We start from the raw sequence: 20,074 nt of genomic DNA on the forward strand, positions 1-20,074 counted from the left end.
ACTCCCTGGCCTCAGGTGGTGGCGCGCTCGGCCTGCTGCGCGGCCGCGGGCGCCGCGGCGCTGCGCTCGATCAGGTCGAGCTGCCGGCGCACATGGGCATCGCGCTCGTCGGCAGGCAGCGGGTCGGCCGAACGCATGGCCTCGAACACGCGCTTGCCCAGGCTCAGGATCAGCTTGCGGTCTTCCGCCGAGGGCAATTCCGGCACGTCGAGCACCGAATCCTGCGAGTACAGCGGCAGGGGTTCGCCGGCGGCGCTCAGCTGCGCGTGCAGCGTGTCGGCCGGCGTCTTGCCGCGCACCATGTCGCGCAGCAGCTTGCGCAGCATGTACACGCCGACGTCGGACGAGCCGGGATGCTCGAGCGCGTGGACCGCGATCGGCCGCTGGCTCACCAGCGCTTCCCAGTCGCCGGGCGCGCGCTGGCCTTCGTCGTAGCTGCGGTTGCCGGTCTGGCCGACCAGGAAGTCGATCTTGTCGACGCCGCAGTCGGCTTCGCAGCCGATGCCGTCCGGATCCACTTCGCTGTTGAAGTGGCGAAAGCCGAAGATGATCATGTGCGTGTCGTCGACCGGCACGCTCCAGCGCGTGCAGGAGGACGTCGAGTGGCGTTCGCGCGCCGCGGTCGGCACCAGCGAGCCGATCTGCAGGTAGTTCGGGAAGATCATCTCGGTCATGCGCACCCAGACCTTGTTGTCGGGCAGGCGGCGGCCGGCGATGAAGACCATGCCGTTGTTGTTGCGCGTGGCTTCCCACTGCATGACCGGCATGTCGCCGAAGCCCTCGAGCGAGACGCCGTCGGCGGTCGCCTGGTCGACGCCCTCCACCGTCATGTGGTTGTGCAGCACGGCCGTGTGCATGTGGTCCATGATGTTCTCGTACACCTGCAGCCAGTTGCACGGATAGACGTTCGAGAACGGCACCATCTTCGTGTCGGCGGGCCGGGTGTACGTGTCGTACTCGGGGAATGGCGGCTTCCTGTCGGGCGGCCCCATGTAGGCGAAGACCAGGCCGTCGCGCTCGAACGCAGGATAGGCGCCGTGGCACACCGTCTGCTTCAGCCGCGTGGCGTCGGCCTCGCAGGGCGCGTCCAGCAGGCTGCCGTCGACGGCGTAGTGCCAGCCGTGGTAGCAGCAGCGGATGCCGTGCTCGGCGATCACGCCGTATTCGAGCGAGGCGCCGCGGTGCGAGCAATGGCGGTGCAGCACGCCGACGTCGCCGCTCTTGTCGCGGAACGCGACCAGGTCCTCGCCCATGATGCGGATGGCCTTGGGCACATCGGCGAGTTCCGACGACAGGCACACGGGCTGCCAGTACAGGCGCATCTGCTCGCCCATCGGCGTGCCGGCATCGGTGCTGGTGAGTTCGGCGTCGTGGGCCGGCACGTCGCGCTTGAGATAGCCGTTGAATCGGATGGGCTTGGCCACGACGTTATGGGTTGAAGTGCTCATGGTTCTCCTTTGCTTGGAATGTTCGGGTTGATCAGACGACGACGCTCGACTGGCTGACGAAGCGGGTGTGGAAATAGGCGTCGAGCCCTTCCGGACCGCCTTCGTAGCCGAGTCCGCTGTCCTTGGCGCCGCCGATCGGCGCGTCCGCCAGCGACGGGGTGAAGTTGTTGATGCCGATCCATCCGGCCTCGATGCGCTCGGCGAATTCGGCCGCACGTTCGAGCTGGTTGGTGAAGGCGTACGCGGCGAGGCCGACATCGACGCCGTTGGCGCGTGCGATCACCTCGTCGAAGGACTCGAAGCTCATGATCGGCGCCACCGGGCAGAACGGCTCTTCGCTCAGGATGCGCGAGGACTCGGCCACGTCGGTGAGCACCGTCGGCGGGAAGAACCAGCCCTGGTGGCCGATGCGTTCGCCGCCGGCGGCGATGCGGGCGCCGCGCTCGCGGGCGTCCTCGACCAGGCTCTCGGCCGCGCGCAGGCGGCGCTCGTTGTTCAGCGGACCCATCTGCGTGCCAGGCGCCATGCCGTCGCCGACGCGCAGCGCCTTCGCCAGCGCGACGAAGCGCTCGGTGAAGGCCGGCGCCACGCGCGCATGCACGTAGAAGCGACTGGGCGACAGGCAGACCTGGCCGGCATTGCGGAACTTGAAGGCGACGCAGGCCTGCGCAACGCGGTCGACGTCGACATCGTCGAACACCACCACCGGCGCGTGGCCGCCCAGCTCCATCGTCGCGGGCTTCAGCTGCTGCGACGCCATCGTGGCGAGCAGCCGGCCGACGGGCACCGAGCCGGTGAAGGAGATCTTGCGGATCACCGGCGAGGCGATCAGCTTCTCGGAGATCTGCGCCGGCACGCCGAACAGCAGGTTGAGCGCGCCGCCGGGCACACCGGCGTCGATGAAGGCGCGAACCAGCTCGATGCAGATGGCGGGCGTCTCTTCCGCCGGCTTGAGCACGACGGTGCAGCCGGCGGCCAGCGCGGCGGCGATCTTGCGGGCGGCCAGGAAGGCGGGAAAGTTCCAGGGCACGAAGGCCGCCACCGGCCCGACCGGACGCTTCAGCGTCGATTGCGACAGCAGGCGCAAGCGCGGCGGCAGGATGCGGCCGTAGGCACGCTTGCCCTCCTCCGCGCAATACAGGATGGCTTCGACGACGCGGTCCAGTTCGCCGTTCGAATCGGCGAGCGGCTTGCCGTTCTCGAGCGTGAGGATCTCGGCCAGCGTGGCGCGGCGTTCCTCGATCAGCGCCGCGGCGCGCCGCAGCACCGTCTCGCGCTGCCAGGCGCTGGTTTGCGACCAGGCCGGGAAGGCTTCGTGTGCCGCGCGCAGCGCGTCGTCGATATCGCGCTCGGTCGCCATCGGCAGCTGGCCGATCGGCCGGCCGGTGGCCGGGTTGACGACCGCAGCGACGTCGCGGCCTTCGGTACCGCGCCATTCGCCGGCGATGCACAGGGCGAGTTGGGTCGGGTAGGCGGTGTTGCTCATGGAATCCTCGGTTTATTTCGCCAGCGCGGCACCGGCGGGACGGACCCGTGGCGTCGCAGGCAGGGCCCGGGCGGCGAAGCGGCGCTTGCTCGCTTCCGGATTGATGATGAGAAAGCCGATCACGCTCACGGCGATGGCCAGGATGGCTGCGACGAGAAAGCCGGTGTCGTAGCCCGCGGCCGGCGTGGCGGCGCTCTGGATGAAACGCCCCATCAGGGCCGGCGCGATCAGGCCGCCGGTGGTGGCGAGGGCACTGTTGACGGACATCATCCCCGAGCGCTGGGCGTCCGGAATGATCTCGGCCACGATGGTCGAACTCAGCACGAAGGTGAGCTGCGGCAGGTTGCAGCCGATCGCCAGCAGGATCACCTTCAGCAAGGGCTGCTGGACGGCAAACAGCGACAGGCAGATGAACAGCCCGCCGACCAGCACGAAGATGCAGCTCAGCCCTGCACGCGCACGCACCGAAGCCACGCCGCGCTTGAGCAGGAACTGCGACAGCCAGGAACCGCCGAGCACGATCGGCACGTTGATGCCGGTGAAGAGCATGAACATCCAGCCGGTCTCGGTGGGGCTGTAGTTCAGCACCGTGCTGAGGTACGAGGGGATCCACGTGAACATCAGCGCGAAGATCCAGTAGGTGGTCCAGTACAGCGCCATGTTGCCGAGGAAGGTCTTGTCGGTCAGCAGCGTGCGGTACGACACATGCGCGGTGTGCGACAGATGGACGCGGGTCTCGCTGTCGCTGGTCACCCGGCCCTCGGCGCCGAGGATGAACCACACCACCATCCAGACGAGGCTCGCGACGGCCAGCGTCATGAAGGCCGCATGCCAGCTGTAGCGGACCAGGATGAAGGTCAGGATCGGGCCGGAGATCAGCAGGCCGAGGGTCACGCCCTGGTAGATGACCGCCGACGGCAGGTTGCGCCGGTCGTTCGGAAACCACTTGTAGCAGGCATGCAGCGCCAGCGGATACGCCGGGCCTTCACCCACGCCGAGCAGGATGCGCGAGAAGAACAGCAGCGGCACCGAGGCGGCGAAGGCCAGCGGAAACTGCGAGAGGCCCCAGATCGCCGCCAGGATCAGCAGCACCATCTTGGACGACATGCGGTTGGCGATGAAACCGAAGCAGATCGCCGAAATCGAGAACAGCAGGAAGAAGCTGCTGGCGATCAGGCCGAACTCGGCCGGCTGGATGTGCAGCTCCGCCATCAGCGGCTTGGCGACGATGCCGAGGATCGCCTTGTCCATGAAGTTGATCACCATGAACAGTGCCAGCATGATGGTCACGATCCAGCCCCGCAGCGGGGAGTTCTCAACGCGGGACATGGCGGCCTCCTGCGCGATTCGGGACGGTCAGCGAAGGCCGGCGGGCCTCGGATGGAAGGCGCTCAGTGGGGGCGTTCATGCATTCTCCTGTCGTTCGCGTTGCGGTTTCGGGTGGATGCATGAACTGTAGTCCTCTATAGGACCAAGCTTCAATGGTGTCCTATACAGGACTTTCCCCTGGTCCTATAGGTCGATCGCCCGTTTCGACTGCAGGAGTGCGCGGCCTGCGCGTCGTAGACTCGTCGCCGCGGATCGGCACGCGGTCCGGAATGCCAAACTGAATCGAACAACATGAAAGAGGAGATCCTGTGATGCGTGAACCACGATGGCGCCAGGAGGGCGCAGAACCGGACTACAGGTTCTCGCTGGCCAACGAGCGCACCTTCCTCGCGTGGATCCGCACCGCGCTCGCCCTGCTGGCCGGCGGGGTGCTGCTCGACCAGTTCTCCACCAGGCTCGCGTCGCACCTCGTCGTCGAGCTGCTCGCCATCGCGCTCAGCGCGATCGCCGCCCTGCTCTGCGCCATGGCGTACGCGCGCTGGCGCGCCAACGAGATCGCGATGCGCCATGCGCGCCGGCTGCCGGGCACGATGGCCATCCCGGTGATCGCCGCGTCCATCCTCGGGGTCGCCGCGGTCATCGCCTTCCTGCTGCTGCGGAAATGACAGCCGCTCCTGCGGACGCCGCGGCGCCGCGCGCCCGCGATGCAGGCCTGCAGGCCGAGCGCACCGCGCTGTCGTGGAACCGCACCGCGCTGTCGATCTTCGTCAATGCCTTGCTCGCGCTGCGCTCGGGCTGGGTCGACCGGGAGACGCCGATCACTGCGTTGGCCTTCGCACTGCTGATGGCTTCGGTGGCCGCCATGCTCTACGGCGTCTGGCGCCGGCGGCGCCTGCTGGACGGCCGCGGCCCGACCGCGCCATCGGCCAATGCGGTCGCGGCGGTCGCAGTCGTCACGCTGATCGCGTGCGCCACCGGCATGGCCGCCATCGTCGCGGGTTGAGCCCGTGCCGGCGACGATGGACACACCCGCGAGCAGGCCGGACAACGCCGGCGCCTTTCCCTCGTCGCCTTCCCGTTTCGTCCAGGCCGCCGCCTTCCTGTGGGGCTGCGTGGTCTTCATGCCCGTCGGCCTCAACTACCTCGGGCTCGGACTGACGATCGTCGCGCTGCTTTGCGCGCGTTCGCGCTGGCGCGCGCGTGCGATGCGGCTGCGCGCGGATCCGCTGCGCTGGCCGCTGCTGGCCTGGGTGGCCTGGACGCTGGTGGTGCTGGCGCTGCGGCCGCACCATCCCGAGACGGCGCTGAGCCTCTGGCACGACCTGCGCATCGCAGCCACGCTGGCGATCCCGGTGCTGCTGGCGGTCGAAGAAGCCGTCTGGGCGTTGCGCGGGTTCCTGCTCGCTGCGCTGTTCGCGCTGATCGCGATCGTGCTGGCGCACACCACGGGTCTGCCCGATCTGCCGCTCTGGCACAACGTGACGGTGATGAAGGGCAACAAGTCCATCAACGACGCGCTGCTGTTCGCGCTGCTCGGCGCGTCGGCGGCGGTCGTCGGCCTGGCGCATCTGAACGACACCCGCGATCGCTGGCACTGGGCCGTTCCGGCCTTCGCGGTGACGGTCGCGGCCGGTGCGATCGCGACCTTCACGCTGCCGTCGCGCACCTCGCTGCTGGGCCTGCTGCTGGCACTCTTCGCGGCCTGCGTGCACCAATGGCGCGGCCGTCTGCGCGTGCTGGCCGTCGCGCTCTGCGTCGGCGCCGTGGTGGCCGGCACGCTGGTCTGGAATGCGCCTTCGATGCAGGACAAGCTCAGGCTCGGCGTGCAGGAGCTCGAGGCCGCCGAAGCCGGCGCCGTGTCCGAAGGCAGCTGGGTGGTGCGCTTCTACATGTACCGCGAGACCACGCGCATGATGCTCGACCATCCGCTGGCCGGCGGCGGCCTCGGCAGCTGGACGCCCGAATGGCATCGGCGCGGCCCGAAGCTGCTCTACGACTACAGCATGCCGCACAACGACTTCCTGTGGATGGGCGCGGAGACCGGCGTGCCTGGCCTGCTGATCCTGGCGGCGATCATGGCGACGGGCCTGGTGGTCGCGTGGCGACGGCGCGACCTCACCGGCCGGCTGGCCTTCGTCGCGCTGCTGATCCTGTGCGTCGCCACCAGCGTCAATTCGGCGCTGCGCGATGCCGCGATCGGACTCAGCCTGCCGTGGATCGCCTTCGTCTACCTGCGCCTGGCGCACGCGTCCGGCAACCCGTGGCGGGGCGTGTTCGCTCAGTCCGCGCGCTGAACGGCCAGCAGGCCGGACCGGCCCGGCACCGTGCCGAGCGCGATGCGCTCGCGCGGCAGAACCGTGCCGCGCAGCGCATCGTGCAGCGCGCCCACCGACACCAGCGCATGCCCCTGCGCGCGCCAGCCGGCGACGAGGCGCTCCAACACCGGCAGCAGCTTCATGCCCTCCAGCTCCGCATGCAGCGTGTAGACCTGGTCTTGCACCGTGCGCTCGGTCCGTGCGAGCAGCGGCTCGTGCACGTTGTCCGCCGTGATGCCGTCGACGCCGATCAGCTCGTCGAGCGTCGGCAGCGTGGTCGGGTACTGCGGCGGCCCGATGACGCTGCCGTCCCCCGCGACCGGCACGAAGGGATGGGTGCCGCGCGCGTCGGATGCGAATGCGATGCCGAGCAAGGCCTCGGCCCGCGCCGCGCCTTCGTTGAATTGCCAGCCCGCCGCGCCATGCACCCGCGGCGGCGAACCGAAGACCTCGGCATGGCGCTCGGTCGCGCGGCGCATTTCGCGCAGGGCCCAGGCCTCGTCGTGCCGCAGCAGGTGGTCCTGCCAGCGCACATGGTCCCAGCAGTGCACGCCGACCTCGAAGCCGGCATCGCGCACGCTGCGCAAGGTCGCGGCCTCGCGCCGGCCGATGTCCGGGCCCGGCAGCAGGCTGCCATAGAGCAGCGTGCGCAGGCCATAGTGCTCGACCACCGAGGTGCGCGACACCTTCTGCAGGAAGCCGGGGCGCAGCACGCGCAGGATCGCGCGGCCCGTGTGGTCCGGCCCGAGGCTGAAGAGAAAGCTCGCGCCGGCCTGGGCCGCGCTCAGCAGCCTCACCAGCGCCGGCACGCCTTCGCGGGTGCCGCGCCAGGTGTCGACGTCGACCTTCAGTGCGATGCGCGCCATCGCGCTCAGGGCACCAGGTCGACGGCGGCGGCGGCTTCGTCGCGGTAGTACGCGAAGAGCTCGGCCAATGCTTCCTGCATGCCGACCCTGGGCGCCCAGGCGAGATCGGCGATGGTGTTGCGGATGTCGGGCACGCGCTGCAGCACGTCCTGGTAGCCGCTGCCGTAGTAGTCCTCGGACGCGATGTCGATCAGCTCGACGCGCTCGGCGGCCTCGCGGTATTCGGGCAGCGTCTTCGCGAGGTCCAGCATCATCCCGGCGAGCGCGCGGATCGAGTGGTTGTTGCCGGGATTGCCGATGTTGTAGATCTTGCGGTCGGCGATGCCGCCCTCGTTGGCGATGATCTTCACCAACGCCGCGATGCCGTCACCGATCGCGGTGAAGGCGCGCTGCTGGCTGCCGCCGTCGACCAGCCGGATCGGCTCGCCGCGCACGATGTGGCCGAGGAACTGGGTGATCACGCGGCTCGATCCCTCTTTCGGCGCGTGCAGGCTGTCGAGGCCGGGGCCGATCCAGTTGAAGGGCCGGAACAGCGTGTAGCGCAGGCCTTGCTCCTGGCCGTAGGCATGGATCACGCGATCCATCAGTTGCTTGGCGCAGGCATAGATCCAGCGCGGCTTGTTGATCGGGCCGTAGACCAGGTTCGAGGCTTCGGGATCGAAGGCTTCGTCGGCGCACATGCCGTAGACCTCGCTGGTCGAAGGGAACACCACGCGCTTGCCGTAGCGCAGGCACTGCCGCACGATCGGCAGGTTGGCCTCGAAGTCGAGTTCGAACACGCGCAGCGGTTCGCGCACGTAGGTCGCCGGCGTCGCGATCGCGACCAGCGGCAGCACCACGTCGCACTTCTTGACGTGGTATTCGATCCACTCCTTGTTGATCGTGATGTCGCCCTCGAAGAAGTGGAAGCGCGGATGCCCGAGCCAGGGCGCGACGCGGTCCGACTGCATGTCCATGCCGTGGACCTGCCAGTCGGTGTTCTCCATGATGTGGCGCGTGAGATGGTGGCCGATGAAACCGTTGACGCCGAGGATCAGGACTTTGAGCATGGAAGGCAATCGTTCAGGAAAACAGAAAAGGGAAATCCCTCAGGCGTCGACCGCGATGCAGCGGGCGCCGAAGCGGGATTCGAAGTCGTGCGCGGCGAGCGCCTGTGCGTCGCCGTCGCAGCGCGCCGCCAGCACGCGCAAGGCGCTGCCGTCGGCCGCGACGAGCCACAGCGAAGTGCCGTCGCTCGCCAGCCGCAGGCCCTTGCCCGGCACCTCGGGCGAAGCCGGTGCGCGCAGGGTGCGCTCGATGAAGACGCGCTTCTTTGCGATCTGCACGAAGGCCGCCGGATAGGGCGGCGCGAGCGCGCGCACGAGGTTGTGGATCTGCGCCGCATCGGCGTCGTAGGGAATGCGCCCGTCCTCGGGCCGGCGGCCGCCGAAGTAGCGCCCGAGCGACAGGCGCTGCGGATGCTCCATCGAGGTGCCGTCGATCAGGCCCGGCAGGCTGCGCGCCATGACGATCTCGGCCGCGACCGTGACCTTGGCGAACACCTCGCGCGCGGTGTCGTTGGCAAGGATCGGCACGGCACACTGGTCGACGATCGCGCCGTTGTCGGGCTTCTCGTTCATGCGGTGCAGCGTGGCGCCGGTCTCGCTCTCGCCGTGGATGACGGCCCAGTTGACCGGCGCGCGGCCACGGTAGCGCGGCAGCAGCGAGCCGTGCATGTTGAAGGCGCCGCGCCGCGGCAGCGTCAGCCATTCGGGCCGAAGCATCTGCCGGTAGTAGAACGAGAACACAAAGTCGGGCCGGATCGCGAGCGCCTTTTCGATCAGCTCCGGCGCATGCGGATCGGCGGGCGTGACGCAAGGCACGCCGTACTCGGCGGCGACCGCGGCGACGCTGCCGAACCAGATCGTCTCGCCGGGCGCATCTTCATGGGTGATGACCAGCGGCACCTCGACGCCGGCGTCGAGCAGCACGCGCAGGCAGCGCACGCCGACGTCGTGGTATGCGAACACGATGGCAAGTGCGGGTCGGCGGAGATCGGTCATGGCTTGCGCTCCAGGATGGCATTGATCACATAGCGCGGGCGTGCCCGCACCTCCTGGTAGATGCGCCCGATGTACTCGCCCAGGAGGCCGATGCCGAACAGCGCGAGGCCGACCAAGAGGAACAGCAGCGCGAACAGCGTGAACACGCCGCCCTCCTCCGGCCCCAGCACCAGCCGCCGGCCGGCCAGCACCAGGAACAGCAGTCCCGACAACAGCGAGACCACGATGCCGAGCATCGAGAAGGCCTGCAGCGGCACCAGCGAGAAGCCGGTGACCAGATCGAAGTTGAGCCGGATCAGGCTGTACAGCGAATACTTGGACTCGCCCGCATGGCGCGCCTCGTGGCCCACCACCACCTCGACCGGGTTCCTGGCGAACTGGTAGGCCAGCGCCGGGATGAAGGTGTTCATCTCGTTGCACTGGTTGATGAGCTGCACCACGTTGCGGCTGTAGGCGCGCATCATCGAGCCGTGGTCGGTCATCGCGATGCGCGTGAGGCGATGGCGCAGATGGTTCATCGCGCGCGAAGCCCAGCGACGCCATGCGGAGTCCTGCCGGTCCTGGCGGATCGAGCCGACATAGTCGTAGCCCTGGTCCATCGCCTCGAGCAGGAGCCGGATGTCCTCGGGCGGATTCTGCAGGTCGGCATCGAGCGTGACGACACGCTCGCCGCGGCAATGCTCGAAGCCCGCGAGGATCGCGCGATGCTGGCCGAAGTTGCCGTTGAGCAGGATCACGCGCGTGACATCGGGGCGACTCTCGAACTGCGCGGCCAGCAGCGCTGGAGAACGGTCGCGGCTGCCGTCGTCGATGAAGACGATCTCATAGCCGATGCCCAGCGCATCGAGCGCCGGATAGAGCCGCGCGAACAGCGCCGCCAGGCCGGCCTCCTCGTTGTAGACCGGGATCACGACGCTCAGCGTCGCCCGCATGGCGGTGTCGGTGAGTTGCGCGCTCTCGAGCTGGACCGCATCGTGCATTGTCATCGTCGGCCTCGGCTTCAGCGCAGTGCGGCGACCGCCGCCGTCACGGCCGCGCAGACGCGGTCCACGTCGGCATCGGCCATCGCGGGGAACAGGGGCAGCGTCACGGTGCGCGCGCCGATGTCCTCGGCCACGGGGAAATCGCCCGCTGCATGACCGCGTGCGCGGAACAGCGAGAAAAGATGCATGGCGGGATAGTGCACGCCGACGCCGATGCCCTGGGCCTTCATCGCCGCGATGAAGTCGCCGCGGCGCGCCGCGAGGCTGCGCGGCAGCAGCGGCTGGAACATGTGCCAGTTGCCGTGGTTCTCCGGGTCGACGGGCGGCAGCTCGAAACCGAGCGATGCGTCCCAGCGCGCGAAGTAGCGGCGCGCCAGCACGCGCCGGCGCGCGGAGAAATCGTCGACCTGCCGCAACTGGCCCAGGCCGATGGCCGCCGCCACGTCGGTGAGGTTGGCCTTCGCGCCCCAGGCCTCGACCTCGAGGCCGCCGTCGGGCAGCCGGGTCACGCCCTGGAGCCGCAGCTTCTCGAAGGCGCGCGCCTCCTCGTCGTTGTTGAGCACGAGGCAGCCGCCTTCGGCCGAGGTGAAGTTCTTGTTGGCATGGAAGCTGAACGAGACCAGGTCGCCGAAGCTGCCGATCTCGCGGCCGTGCCAGTGGGCGCCGAAGGATTGCGCCGCATCCTCGACCACCCGCAGCGAGTGCCGGCGGGCGAGCGCGTAGAGCCGGTCGCGATCGACCGGCAGGCCGGCCAGGTCGACCGGGATCAGCGCCCGCGTGCGCGGCGTCAGCGCAGCCTCGATGCGCTCGAGGTCGATGTTGCGCGTGGCCGCATCCGCATCGACGAACACGGGCGTCGCGCCGACGGCCAGCACCACGTTGGCCGTGGCGACCCAGCTGAGCGGCGTGGTGATGACCTCGTCGCCGGGCCCGATGCCGCACAGCCGCAAGGCCAGTTCGAGCGATGCGGTGCCCGAGTTGACGAGCCGCACCGGCCGGCCGCCGAGGCGCTCGGACAGCGCGGCTTCCAGCGCCTGGCATTTCGGGCCGGTGGTGATCCAGCCCGAGCGCAGCACGTCGCCGACTTCGGCGATCGTGCGCTCGTCGATCGAGGGCCGGGTGAAGGGAAGAAAGGGCAATGCGTTCATGGAAGCATTCTCGAAACTCATGTGTGGCTCCCGCTGCGCGCCACCAGCACCACGCCAACGATGATCACGCCGATGCCGAGCCAGCGCTGCGCATTGAGGTCCTCGCCGAACAGCCACCAGGCGAGCACGGCATTGAGGACATAGCCGATCGACAGCATGGGATAGGCGATGCTGACCTCGACGCGTGACAGCGCGATGATCCACACGACCACGCTCACTGCGTAGCAGGTCAGGCCGCCGAGGATCGCGGGATGCTGCGCCAGCCCGAGCGCGGTGCGCCAGAGCGCGGGCGCGCCGGACGCGAGCGTGATCTCTCCCGCGCTCGCGGCGCCCGCCTTGAGCAGCAGCTGCGCCACCGCGTTGAGCAGCACGCCGCTGAGGATCCAGACGAAATCGAACACCTTCATGGCTTGACCACCACCAGCCGCCTCAGATCCTGGAACACGACGCGCATGGGCAGGCCGCGCTCGTGCAGTTCGACCCACGTCAGCGGGCTCATGTAGGCCGCCGCGTGAGGCAGGGCTCGCCATCGGGCCATGAAGTCGTCGAGCGTGGCGATCGTGCGGCCGGGCTCGCGCTGCTCGCCGAGGGCGAACTCGTCCACGTAGTCGACCAGCACCACGTTGCGCTGGAGGTAGAAAGGCAAGGTCTGGTCATAGGTTCGAACGGCGAAGACAGGGGTGTCGGCATCGAGCAGCGGCCGCACCACGGCGGCCAGCGACGCAGCGCTCTTGAGCTGGCCGAAGTCATTGTGGGCCTGCAGCACCACCGTGGTAGCAGCGAAATGCCCCAGCGCCAGGCTGAGCACCGCGGCCGTGATGCGGCCATTGCCGAGGAACCGCCATGCAACAGCGGCGCCGACGAGAAACAGCGCGCCGCCCACGCGCGCCGCCGAGGCCAGCGGCGCCAGCACTTCGGCCGGCGTCGCGGGCGATGCGAAACGCGCGCTCTGCGTGGACGCCACGAGCACGATGACCCAGGCCAGCGCCGGCACCAGCAGATGCCAGCGCAGCACGGCCGCAGGCACGTCGCGCAGCCGGAACGCCAGCAGCAGCGCCAGCGCCGGGAACATCGGCAGGATGTACGAGGGCAGCTTGGAGCCCGACGCGCTGAAGAACGCGAGCACGAACACCGACCACACGATCAGCACATGGCGCGGTGTGACCCGGCGCGCGCTGCGATCGGCCGCGGACCGGCCGTCCTGCAGCAGCCACGGCAACGCACCGGTCCAAGGCAGCATGCCGGCGAGAAGCAACGGCAGGTAGTACCACCACGCGCCTTCGCGCTGATGCTCCTCGGTCAGGTAGCGCGTGAAATGCTCGTGGATGAAGAAGAACTGCGCGAAGCCCGGATTGCGCAGCGAGACCAGCACGAACCAGGGCGCCGTCAGCACGAAGAAGATCAGCAGGCCCGACAGCCAGTGCATGCGGCGCCAGAGGCTGAAGTCGCGCCGCCACAGGCTGACGAAAACCAGCACCGCGCCAGGAATCACGATGCCGACCAGGCCCTTGCTCAGCACCGCACCGGCCATCGCGGCCCACGCGAGCCAGATCCATCGGCGGCGCGTGCGCGCATCCGCACCTGCGTGGTCGGCCAGCAGCACGGCGCACAGCGCCAGCGTGAGAAACAACGTGAGGCCGGCGTCGAGCGTGAGGTAATGGCTGTTGACGACGATCCAGGTGGTCGATGCGGCGATGGCCAGCGCGCGGATGCCGGCCTCGCGGCCCCACAGGCGGCCGGCGGTGAAGCCGACCGCGAGCACCGTGAGGAAGCCTGCAATCCCCGGCCAGAGGCGCGCGGCGAATTCGTTGACGCCGAAGGTGAGGAAACTCAACGCGCCGATCCAGTACTGCAGCGCGGGCTTCTCGAAATACAGCAGTCCGTTGAGCCGCGGCGTCACCCAGTCGCCGCCGCGCGCCATCTCGAGCGCCAGGGAGGCATAGCGGCCCTCGTCCGGATGGACCAGCGAGCGGGTGCCGAGGCTGGCGAACCAGACCAGCGCCAGGAGCCCCAGCCAGACAAGGAGCCAGCGCGATGCGGTCGCGGTGTTGCGCGCCGCCGGTGCCGCAGGCCTCCCGGCCGAGGCGCGGGTCGAGGTCGCGGTGATCGGATCTTCAGTCATGAATTGTTTGCGGGCGCGTTCGCTGGTCGCGCCGTGGCTTGGAACGGAGGCCGATCCTTCTGAATCAAGGCGCCGAGCATATATCGTCGGGACGACGACATCCCCTCCCAGGCCACCCCGTCGAAAACCGTCGATGCTCGCAGAGCTTGCTTAACAAGGACTTAAGGGAGCCTGACTTGCACAGTCAGCAAGCCAGGCGCTCAGGCGAAGAACGCATCGAAGCCGCCTTGCGGTTCGTAGCGCTTGCCGCGCACCAGCAGCCGCAACGGGCCGGGCATGGCGCGCCGCCGGACCGGATGTTCCTGGTCGCCGGGATAGCACATCGCGAGCGTGTCGCCTTCGCCCAGAACACACGGCGCCACCAGCGCGGGCAGGCGCGACCTTGCATCGGCGAGCGCGGCATCGACCGCGTCGTGGCGCGCGAGATGCGCGAGCGTCATGATCTGCGGCGGCGCCAGCGCCATCCCGCCGTCCCAGTAGGTCTCGAGCGCGGCGCGCGGACGCAGCCACGCCGCTTCGGTGGTTTCGTGCCCATCGTGGCGCACGATGCCCTGCGCGGGCGTCCTGGCGACGAAGAAGCGGGTGTCGAAGCGCTGCTTGTTGACGGAACGCACCGGCGTGATCCAGCGCGACCACGGCGCCAAAGCATCGACCTGCAGGCGCAGGCCCAGTTCGGCCACCAGGGCATTGAACGCGACGCCGCTTCCGAGACGCGCACGGGCCTCGGTGCAAGCTTCGGGCGACAGCCCCTCGGCCAGCAGCAGGCCCGCTTCCTCGAAGGCCTCGCGCAGCGCGGCGACATAGAAGCCGGCCGCGGTGGCGGCATCGATCTCCGGTTCGCCGAGCCGCGCATGCAGCGTCTGCACGCTGGCGTCGAGATGCCGCGCGGCGTCGAGCCGCACGTCGTCGCCATCGACCTTGCCGCCGGGAAACACGAAGGTGTCACCCAGCACCGCCGACTGGCCGTGGCGCTTGAGCATCAGCACTTCCAGGCCCTGTGACGCATCGCGCAGCAGGATCAGCGTGGACGAAGGCCGCAGGCTCGGGGCCGGGGCTGCGGACGGGACGGCGCTCAAGAGAAACCCGCCACATCGTGCGGCACGTAGGGCGCCTCGAGCGCTGCGACTTCCTCCGCGCTCAACTGCAGCGACAGCGCGGCCACCGCGTCCGTCAGGTGCGAGGCCTTGGAGGCGCCGATGATCGGCGCGGTCACCGGCGGCTTGTGCGCGACCCAGGCCAGCGCCACCTGCGCGCGCGGCACACCGCGTGCCGCCGCCACCGCCGCGACCGCATCGACGACGCGCCGGTCGGCATCGCCCAGATGCTTGTGCAGGCCCTGGCCGAACTTGTCGGTCTGCGTGCGGAAGGTCGTGGCATCGAAGTCGCGCGTGAGGCGGCCGCGCGCCAGCGGGCTCCATGGAATGACGCCGATGCCCTCCTCCGTGCACAGACGCATCATCTCGCGCTCTTCCTCGCGGTACATCAGGTTGTAGTGGTTCTGCATCGAGACGAAACGCGTCCAGCCGTGCCGCTCGGCCAGCTGCAGCGCCTTGCAGAACTGGTAGGCGTACATGGAGGAAGCGCCTATGTAGCGCGCCTTGCCGGCCTTCACCACGTCGTGCAGCGCTTCCAGCGTTTCCTCGATCGGCGTCGTGTAGTCGAAGCGGTGGATCTGGTAGAGATCGACATAGTCCGTGCCCAGGCGCTTCAGGCTCAGGTCGATCTCGGTCATCACCGCCTTGCGCGACAGGCCTCGCGCGTTGGGATCCTTGCGCATCGCGCCATGGAGCTTGGTGGCGATCACCACTTCCTCGCGGCGCGCGAAATCGCACAGTGCGCGGCCCAGGATCTCCTCGCTGGTGCCGTCCGAATAGACGTTGGCGGTGTCGAAGAAATTGATGCCGGCCTCGATCGCCTGGCGGATCAGCGGGCGGCTCGCGTCCTCGGGCAATGTCCATTCGTGCGCGCCGCGCTGCGGCTCGCCGTAGGTCATGCAGCCGAGGCAGAGCCTGGAGACCTTGAGGCCGGTGCGGCCGAGGCGTATGTATTCCATGAGGGTCGGGACTTCGGTTGAAGCCTTGCATTCTGGCGCCGAAGTCTGTTTCGCGCTGAGCGGCCCGTGCGCGGCAACGTTCGATAGCCGCACGCCGATCGGTCCGCCGAAGGCCACGGCGGCACAATGGGCGCTTCATGCGCCACCTTCTTCCCGTCGCGATCCTGCTCATGCTCGGCCTGCCGTGCAGCGCCGAGGTGATCCGCTGTGCCGATGCGGCCGGCAACGTGAGCTACACGGACGGCGCGTGTCCGGCGGGTGCACGGCAGGTGGGACGCGTAGCGACGCCGCCGGCCGTCCAGACGCCTGACGAATCCGGGCAGGGCCAAGCCGCAGGAAGCGTCGACGGCCCCTACGCGGATGCGCCGCGGCGAGAGCAGGCGCCGGTCGTCGCACCGCCAATGCCGCCGCCACCGCAGCAAGCGCCCGCAGGCCCGGTCGTCATCGATTCACGCGGCGACGACCCCGGGGCGGGCGACGGCGATGGCTACCCCGGAGCCTACCGCCGGCCTCTGCCGCCGCGCGACATGCGGCCACGGCTGCGCGACTGCGACAGGACGGGTTGCCGGGACACCCAGGGCAACCACTACAACCGCGCCGGACAGCTGGACCGCTACCAGGGTCCCGGCGGCAAGACCTGCCAGCCGGTGGGCACCACGGTGATCTGCCACTGAGGCGGCGCGTGGCGGCGCGCGCTACCCGCCCAGCGTGCGCCGCAGGAACCCGGCCATCGCCCGCTCCACGGTGGTCGCGCCATGCGCGTCATGGACCGCGACCGCATCGGCCTGGTAGAAATGCCCGGCGCCCGGGACGTCCAGAAGCTCGCAGTGCAGCCCGGCAGCGCGCAACTGGGCGACCAGGCCGGGCGTCGCCTCGGCGATGTAGTCGAGGTCGTTCTCGGCGCTCACCAGCAGCACCGCCGGCCCGCCATCGAATCCGCTCAGATGCCGCTGCAGGTCCGCGCGATCCATGAAGCCCGAGAGCGCCACGACGGCCGACACCGGCACCTTCTCGCCGAACGCGACATTCAGCGCCGTGCGTGCGCCGGCGGAGAAGCCGCCGAGCGCGACCCGCGCCGGATCCACGTGCCATTCGGCCGCCCGGCTGCGAACGAAGCGCACCGCCTCGGCCATGTCGTCGCTCGCCGCTTCGATGCCGCGCCACAGCATGTCGGACGTGGCGGGCGGCAGATTCATGATGCGGCGCACGACGTCCGTGCGCGAGGTCGGAATGCGCTCGGGTGCCGACACCACCGGGGTCGTGCCCGGCTCCGGATCTTCGGTCACCAGCCGGTAGTCGATGGCGCATGCCACGTAGCCGCGCCGGGCGAAGCGAAGGCAGTAGTCGGCCACGGAGGTGTTGCCGCCTTCGGCTTCGAACGCATCGTTCTCCTTGGAGCCGCGATGGAAGGCGCCGCCGAAGGCCATGATCAACGCAGGCCGCGGCGCGGCGTGCGCGTGCCGCGCCGGCAGATAGAGATCCAGCTTCAACGCACGCGGCACCGGTCCGCCGGGCCGGGCGCGGTGCACCAGGCCGTGTCCATAGACCACGTCGCGGACGATCTCGGCGGAGGCATTCGTCATGGCTGCCGCATCGAGCGATGCAGGAGAACCGTTCACGGACGGCCTCGCGCTCACTCGACCGAGGCGCCGGACGCGCGCGCCACCTCGCCCCAGACCTGCACGTTGTCCTTGAAGGCCGCGGCCCATTGCGCGGCCGTCGGCGCCGGATCGACCGACAGCGAACCGCTCGCCAATAGCAGGCTGCGCATGTCGGGCCGGGCCATGACCTTGTTGACGGCACCGTTGAGCCGCGCGGTGATCGCCGGATCCATGCCCGCGGGTCCGAACATCGCATACCAGCCGACGGTATCGAACGGGATTCCGGCCTGCGTCAATGTCGGCACGTCCGGCAGAACCGGCGTGCGTTGCGGGCCGGTGATGGCGAGCGCGCGAAGCCGGCCGGACTTGATCAGCGGCGTCATCGACACCACGTCGAGGATGCCCACGGCGACCTGCCCGGACAGCAGATCCGGCAGCGCGGCCTGGCTGCCCTTGTACGGCACGTGCGTCATGCCGATGCCTGCGAGCGCCTTCATGCGCTCGCCCACCAGGTGCGGAGGGGAGCCGTTGCCGAAGCTCGCATAGCTGATCGCATTGCCGTCCTTCTTCGCGGCCGCGACCAGGTCGGCGATGCTCTTGAGCGGCGAATCCGCACGGGTCACGACGAGCAGCGGCACCGAGGCCACCTCGGCGACCGGCGTGAAGTCCTTGACCGGATCGAAGCCGAGCGACTTGAACAGCGCCGGCGCGATCGCGAACGGCGCGGCGGTCAGCATCAGCGTGTAGCCGTCCGGCGCCGAGCGCGCGACGCTCTCCGCGCCGATATTGCCGCTCGCGCCGGACTTGTTGTCGATGATGAAGACCTGCCCCAGCTCCTCGTGCAGATGCTGCGCCATCCTGCGCGCGACGATGTCGGTGCCGCCGCCGGCCGGAAAGGGCACCACCAGCCGAACCGGCCGGCTCGGGTAGGTCTGCGCGTGGCCGGCGCACACGGCCAGCGCGAGCGCCAGGGCCGGAAGGATCCGTTTCGCAAGATTCATGGCTGCAGGCTCCGCAAGGTGAGTGGTTCGAACGGGCGGATCATGGCCGGCTTCGACATAATGATCTACCGGCCATTTCATCTGGATCCATGGCTATTGCTTATGCCTGAATCAAGCCTTCGATTGGCATTGAACCTGCAGCGGCTGCGCCTGCGGCATCTCGAGATCCTGCTGGCCGTCGACCGGCACGGCAGTCTCACGGGCACGGCCGACGCCCTCGGCGTCAGCCAGCCCGCGGTGTCGCAATGGCTGGCGGAGATCGAGGCCGCGCTGGGCGTGCCGCTTTTCGTGCGGGGGCGGCAGATCCAGCCGAGCCCGCATCTTCCGGTGGCGTTGCGCCATGCCCGGCGCATGGTTGCGGACTCGCAGCAATTGCAGCGCGAACTGGCATCGGTGTCGGCCGGAATGCAGGGGATCGTGCGGATCGGCGCCATGCCGGTCGCCACCGCCGGCCTGCTGCCGCACGCTCTGCGCGAGGTCAAGGCACAGTCCGAACCCTTGCAGATCGAGGTGGTGGAGGACATCGCCGCCGGACTGTGGGCGCGCTTCGAGCGGCACGAGCTCGACGTGATCGTCGGACGTCTCGACGAGCGCGCGTTCGGCCCGCAGGTGCGCTGCGAACCGCTCTTCAAGGATCCGCACTGCGTGGTCGTGGGACGTACGCATCCGCTGCTGCGCGTCGCCAGGGTCTCGTGGACCCGGGCGGCGCGCCATCCGTGGATCCTGCCGCCGCAGGACACCGCTCTGCGCCGCGCCATCGATGCGACCTTCCTCGACCACGGGCTCGCGCCGCCGTTGCCCTGGCTCGTGTCCACCTCCGGCATGCTCAACCAGCAGCTCATGCGCGAGACCGACTGCATCGGCGTGATGTCCGGCGCCGCGGCCCATCACCCGGCAAGCCTGAAGACGCTGTCGATCCTGCCGCTGCGCCTCAAGTCCGACGTCGGGCCGGTGGGCATGGTCTGGGATCTGAAGGAGCCGAGCCCGGCGCTCGACCGGGTCTTGCAGGCTTTACGCGATTCGGCGCAAAAAGTAACAAATTAGTTCTAACAAATAATCCAGACTCTCCATCACCCTCCAGGGTGACGAGGCCCTCAATCGTCAAGGATTTAACAAGACCCGGACTTTTCCGGGCGCGCAGCCCTACAGATTCCCGACACCTGACCGACACTCGGACTTCTCCCATGAATGGGGTACACAGGTTAACCATGGAAATCCCGGATCTGAACACGGTGGTGAAAGCCCGCAGGGCGATCGAAGAGGTAATCGCGGGGCGGCGCCTCGGCACTGCCGCCGTGCCCTATTTCGCACCGACCGACCTCGGCGGCCTGCCTGCATCCATCCAGGAAGCCGAACTGCGGATCAAGGAAGACAACGACCACGGCAATCGCGTACGTGCCGCCATCCACATGAGCCTCACTGCGGCAGCGGCCGCGCTGAAGGTGAGCGAGGATCTGATGGAGGGCTTCGCGGAACTGCCCTCGTCCGAGCGCCAGCTCGAGCTGGCGCGCTGCTCGACCAACGCGCGTGCCGCCAGCGATGCCGCTGGCCATGCCGCCGCGGTGCTGGCCGGCGAGGAATCGCCCAAGTCGGACTCGATGATGGAGATCAAGCGCCTGGGCTCGGCCATCTTCCAGCGCTTCGGCAACCTGCCCAAACCCTAGATGGTCTTCATGCCAC

General features: G+C 68.9%; 20 protein-coding genes. 6 read left to right on the top strand and 14 right to left on the bottom strand.

What is annotated here, in order from left to right; genetic code table 11:
• Positions 1-11: 11 nt before the first annotated feature.
• From E5P2_RS15110 to E5P2_RS15120, 3 genes are read right to left on the bottom strand one after another with little or no spacing between them, the layout of a single operon-like run.
• Positions 12-1,448: a Rieske 2Fe-2S domain-containing protein gene (locus E5P2_RS15110; protein WP_162567950.1), complete on the bottom strand. Its 1,437-nt coding sequence runs from the start codon at positions 1,446-1,448 to the stop codon at positions 12-14.
• 31 nt (positions 1,449-1,479) lie between these two features.
• On the bottom strand, positions 1,480-2,934 hold the full coding sequence (locus tag E5P2_RS15115; protein WP_162567951.1) for an NAD-dependent succinate-semialdehyde dehydrogenase: 1,455 nt from the start codon (positions 2,932-2,934) through the stop codon (positions 1,480-1,482).
• A 12-nt stretch (positions 2,935-2,946) separates the two neighbouring features.
• Positions 2,947-4,263: an MFS transporter gene (locus E5P2_RS15120; protein ID WP_232080712.1), complete on the bottom strand. Its 1,317-nt coding sequence runs from the start codon at positions 4,261-4,263 to the stop codon at positions 2,947-2,949.
• 311 nt (positions 4,264-4,574) lie between these two features.
• Between E5P2_RS15120 and E5P2_RS15125 the strand changes: the two genes are divergently transcribed.
• From E5P2_RS15125 to E5P2_RS15135, 3 genes are read left to right on the top strand one after another with little or no spacing between them, the layout of a single operon-like run.
• The gene (locus tag E5P2_RS15125) at positions 4,575-4,928 is read left to right on the top strand and encodes a YidH family protein (protein WP_162567952.1); all 354 of its coding nucleotides are present in this window, start codon (positions 4,575-4,577) and stop codon (positions 4,926-4,928) included.
• Complete coding sequence (locus E5P2_RS15130; RefSeq protein ID WP_162567953.1) at positions 4,925-5,266, top strand: DUF202 domain-containing protein; 342 nt, start codon at positions 4,925-4,927, stop codon at positions 5,264-5,266. The genes E5P2_RS15125 and E5P2_RS15130 overlap by 4 nt, the downstream gene beginning before the upstream one ends.
• Positions 5,267-5,282: 16 nt before the next feature.
• Complete coding sequence (locus tag E5P2_RS15135; protein WP_162567954.1) at positions 5,283-6,557, top strand: O-antigen ligase family protein; 1,275 nt, start codon at positions 5,283-5,285, stop codon at positions 6,555-6,557.
• Here E5P2_RS15135 and E5P2_RS15140 read toward each other — a convergent pair.
• The 9 genes from E5P2_RS15140 to E5P2_RS15180 form a co-directional block, all read right to left on the bottom strand.
• On the bottom strand, positions 6,542-7,444 hold the full coding sequence (locus E5P2_RS15140) for a 4-deoxy-4-formamido-L-arabinose-phosphoundecaprenol deformylase (RefSeq protein WP_162567955.1): 903 nt from the start codon (positions 7,442-7,444) through the stop codon (positions 6,542-6,544). The two genes, E5P2_RS15135 and E5P2_RS15140, sit on opposite strands and share 16 nt — an antisense overlap.
• A 5-nt stretch (positions 7,445-7,449) precedes the next feature.
• Positions 7,450-8,493, bottom strand: coding sequence for a bifunctional UDP-4-keto-pentose/UDP-xylose synthase (locus E5P2_RS15145; protein ID WP_162567956.1), 1,044 nt, complete (start codon positions 8,491-8,493; stop codon positions 7,450-7,452).
• 39 nt (positions 8,494-8,532) lie between these two features.
• A complete protein-coding gene (locus E5P2_RS15150; protein ID WP_162567957.1) occupies positions 8,533-9,486 on the bottom strand; it encodes a formyltransferase in 954 nt (317 codons plus the stop codon).
• Positions 9,483-10,418, bottom strand: coding sequence for a glycosyltransferase (locus E5P2_RS15155; protein WP_162570502.1), 936 nt, complete (start codon positions 10,416-10,418; stop codon positions 9,483-9,485). The genes E5P2_RS15150 and E5P2_RS15155 overlap by 4 nt, the downstream gene beginning before the upstream one ends.
• Positions 10,419-10,486: 68 nt before the next feature.
• The gene (locus E5P2_RS15160; protein WP_162567958.1) at positions 10,487-11,617 is read right to left on the bottom strand and encodes a DegT/DnrJ/EryC1/StrS family aminotransferase; all 1,131 of its coding nucleotides are present in this window, start codon (positions 11,615-11,617) and stop codon (positions 10,487-10,489) included.
• 17 nt (positions 11,618-11,634) lie between these two features.
• On the bottom strand, positions 11,635-12,024 hold the full coding sequence (locus tag E5P2_RS15165; protein WP_162567959.1) for an SMR family transporter: 390 nt from the start codon (positions 12,022-12,024) through the stop codon (positions 11,635-11,637).
• Positions 12,021-13,739 carry a glycosyltransferase family 39 protein gene (locus tag E5P2_RS15170; protein ID WP_162567960.1) on the bottom strand — a complete coding sequence of 573 codons (1,719 nt, stop codon included), beginning with the start codon at positions 13,737-13,739 and terminating at the stop codon, positions 12,021-12,023. The genes E5P2_RS15165 and E5P2_RS15170 overlap by 4 nt, the downstream gene beginning before the upstream one ends.
• Before the next feature lie 200 nt (positions 13,740-13,939).
• Entirely contained in the window at positions 13,940-14,815 is an 876-nt protein-coding gene (locus tag E5P2_RS15175; protein WP_162567961.1) for an NUDIX hydrolase, read from the bottom strand.
• Complete coding sequence (locus E5P2_RS15180) at positions 14,812-15,792, bottom strand: aldo/keto reductase (RefSeq protein WP_162567962.1); 981 nt, start codon at positions 15,790-15,792, stop codon at positions 14,812-14,814. The genes E5P2_RS15175 and E5P2_RS15180 overlap by 4 nt, the downstream gene beginning before the upstream one ends.
• Before the next feature lie 137 nt (positions 15,793-15,929).
• On the opposite strand from E5P2_RS15180, the gene E5P2_RS37760 reads away from it, so the two are divergent.
• Entirely contained in the window at positions 15,930-16,466 is a 537-nt protein-coding gene (locus E5P2_RS37760) for a DUF4124 domain-containing protein (RefSeq protein ID WP_162567963.1), read from the top strand.
• Between the two features lie 21 nt (positions 16,467-16,487).
• Here the strand turns inward: E5P2_RS37760 and E5P2_RS15190 are convergent, their stop codons facing one another.
• Entirely contained in the window at positions 16,488-17,411 is a 924-nt protein-coding gene (locus E5P2_RS15190; RefSeq protein WP_162567964.1) for an alpha/beta hydrolase, read from the bottom strand.
• A 14-nt stretch (positions 17,412-17,425) separates the two neighbouring features.
• Positions 17,426-18,394, bottom strand: a complete 969-nt coding sequence (locus E5P2_RS15195; RefSeq protein ID WP_162567965.1) for a tripartite tricarboxylate transporter substrate binding protein — start codon at positions 18,392-18,394, stop codon at positions 17,426-17,428.
• A 42-nt stretch (positions 18,395-18,436) separates the two neighbouring features.
• Between E5P2_RS15195 and E5P2_RS15200 the strand changes: the two genes are divergently transcribed.
• Together E5P2_RS15200 and E5P2_RS15205 are read left to right on the top strand one after the other, a co-directional pair.
• A complete protein-coding gene (locus tag E5P2_RS15200) occupies positions 18,437-19,438 on the top strand; it encodes a LysR substrate-binding domain-containing protein (RefSeq protein WP_162567966.1) in 1,002 nt (333 codons plus the stop codon).
• 164 nt (positions 19,439-19,602) lie between these two features.
• Positions 19,603-20,058 (top strand): hypothetical protein, encoded by a 456-nt coding sequence (locus tag E5P2_RS15205; protein ID WP_162567967.1) that lies wholly within the window; start codon positions 19,603-19,605, stop codon positions 20,056-20,058.
• Positions 20,059-20,074 lie beyond the last annotated feature (16 nt).

Source organism: Variovorax sp. SRS16, from assembly GCF_901827165.1.
GTDB lineage: Bacteria > Pseudomonadota > Gammaproteobacteria > Burkholderiales > Burkholderiaceae_C > Variovorax.

Excerpts from the sequence above, each read along its gene's own strand:
- E5P2_RS15195 (WP_162567965.1), bottom strand. The coding sequence starts at position 18,394 with ATGAATCTTGCGAAACGGATCCTTCCGGCCCTGGCGCTCGCGCTGGCC.
- E5P2_RS15140 (WP_162567955.1), bottom strand. The coding sequence starts at position 7,444 with ATGGCGCGCATCGCACTGAAGGTCGACGTCGACACCTGGCGCGGCACC.
- E5P2_RS15205 (WP_162567967.1), top strand. The coding sequence starts at position 19,603 with ATGGAAATCCCGGATCTGAACACGGTGGTGAAAGCCCGCAGGGCGATC.
- E5P2_RS15200 (WP_162567966.1), top strand. The coding sequence starts at position 18,437 with ATGGCCGGCTTCGACATAATGATCTACCGGCCATTTCATCTGGATCCA.
- E5P2_RS37760 (WP_162567963.1), top strand. The coding sequence starts at position 15,930 with ATGCGCCACCTTCTTCCCGTCGCGATCCTGCTCATGCTCGGCCTGCCG.
- E5P2_RS15135 (WP_162567954.1), top strand. The coding sequence starts at position 5,283 with ATGGACACACCCGCGAGCAGGCCGGACAACGCCGGCGCCTTTCCCTCG.
- E5P2_RS15165 (WP_162567959.1), bottom strand. The coding sequence starts at position 12,024 with ATGAAGGTGTTCGATTTCGTCTGGATCCTCAGCGGCGTGCTGCTCAAC.
- E5P2_RS15130 (WP_162567953.1), top strand. The coding sequence starts at position 4,925 with ATGACAGCCGCTCCTGCGGACGCCGCGGCGCCGCGCGCCCGCGATGCA.
- E5P2_RS15125 (WP_162567952.1), top strand. The coding sequence starts at position 4,575 with ATGCGTGAACCACGATGGCGCCAGGAGGGCGCAGAACCGGACTACAGG.
- E5P2_RS15115 (WP_162567951.1), bottom strand. The coding sequence starts at position 2,934 with ATGAGCAACACCGCCTACCCGACCCAACTCGCCCTGTGCATCGCCGGC.
- E5P2_RS15180 (WP_162567962.1), bottom strand. The coding sequence starts at position 15,792 with ATGGAATACATACGCCTCGGCCGCACCGGCCTCAAGGTCTCCAGGCTC.
- E5P2_RS15145 (WP_162567956.1), bottom strand. The coding sequence starts at position 8,493 with ATGCTCAAAGTCCTGATCCTCGGCGTCAACGGTTTCATCGGCCACCAT.
- E5P2_RS15155 (WP_162570502.1), bottom strand. The coding sequence starts at position 10,418 with ATGCGGGCGACGCTGAGCGTCGTGATCCCGGTCTACAACGAGGAGGCC.
- E5P2_RS15160 (WP_162567958.1), bottom strand. The coding sequence starts at position 11,617 with ATGAACGCATTGCCCTTTCTTCCCTTCACCCGGCCCTCGATCGACGAG.
- E5P2_RS15150 (WP_162567957.1), bottom strand. The coding sequence starts at position 9,486 with ATGACCGATCTCCGCCGACCCGCACTTGCCATCGTGTTCGCATACCAC.
- E5P2_RS15110 (WP_162567950.1), bottom strand. The coding sequence starts at position 1,448 with ATGAGCACTTCAACCCATAACGTCGTGGCCAAGCCCATCCGATTCAAC.
- E5P2_RS15170 (WP_162567960.1), bottom strand. The coding sequence starts at position 13,739 with ATGACTGAAGATCCGATCACCGCGACCTCGACCCGCGCCTCGGCCGGG.
- E5P2_RS15120 (WP_232080712.1), bottom strand. The coding sequence starts at position 4,263 with ATGTCCCGCGTTGAGAACTCCCCGCTGCGGGGCTGGATCGTGACCATC.